Genomic DNA, 943 nt, shown 5'->3' on the forward strand with positions numbered 1-943 from the left:
CTAATCGACTGGATAATACTGAGAATGCTTTGGCTCTTTTTTTCACGACCATCACGCAGTTTACGCCGCCATCCTCCTAGTTTTTTTGCCTGTTGAAAGGTCAGCCAAAAGTAAATCGGAATAATACTGGTTGCTACTAAACCGACATAAATATTGGCATAGTACATCAGTCCCAGTGCCACAATCGCACTGCTAAAGAGCGGTAAAATATCAATAAAAAAGATTTGTATGAGACGGGTGAGCGAACCAATGCCACGGTCAATTCGCGTTTGTAGCTTACCTGCTTGGTTCTGATCGGCATTAAAAAAGGTCAAACGATAGTTCAGGAATTTTTCAATAATACTTTGCGCCAAGTCTTGTGATACCAGAATGCGCAGTTTTTCCCCATAAAATTTTTGACCAAACTGCACCAAGGCACTGATGATTTCTTTGCTGAGTAAAATCACAGAAATAGTGATCAAAATGTGTAGGCCTTCGGTCAGTCCTTGGCCTTGTTCAACTAGACGGTTGATACTGTCGACGGCATATTGCAAAGTCAGGGCATTGACCTGCGCGGTGAAGGAACCAATGAGCGTCAGGATCAAGGTCGCAATCACCAATATCCGATAGGGGTGGACAAAGGGGCGAAGCTTTTGAAACAACTGCCAAAGGTTCATACATGCTTCTTTTTATTGTGAAAGTTCAGATGAGTGTATGCATAAGGAGGCTAGGCGACAAGCTGTGACTTTGTTTTGATTTGTGTCGTTCTAAATTCAGTTAAACTGTTTGCAGAGGAGGAAAAGTCATGACCTTAGATCTGTTTAGTCCTGAACCGCAAGAAAACTTGCTCCCATGTGATGGGCAGGTGCAGGATTTGGGCTTGATTTTAACTGCGGAGCAAAGTGCGAAATATTTGGATTATTTTTTAGCGCATTTGGCATGGCAACCTGACGAGGTCGTGTTA

Annotated in this window: 1 protein-coding gene and 1 pseudogene; one reads left to right on the forward strand and one right to left on the reverse strand. The window is 42.8% G+C overall.

Annotation, left to right across the window (positions count from 1 at the left end):
* Positions 1–656 (reverse strand): ABC transporter transmembrane domain-containing protein (locus tag B4F08_RS16395; protein ID WP_291375390.1); only part of this gene is annotated, 656 nt, incomplete at its 3' end.
* Between the two features lie 128 nt (positions 657–784).
* Between B4F08_RS16395 and B4F08_RS16400 the strand changes: the two are divergent.
* A pseudogene (locus B4F08_RS16400) lies at positions 785–943 on the forward strand (alpha-ketoglutarate-dependent dioxygenase AlkB); the annotation flags it as partial.

This window comes from Acinetobacter sp. UBA6720 (assembly GCF_002454215.1).
In the GTDB taxonomy this organism is placed as follows: domain Bacteria; phylum Pseudomonadota; class Gammaproteobacteria; order Pseudomonadales; family Moraxellaceae; genus Acinetobacter.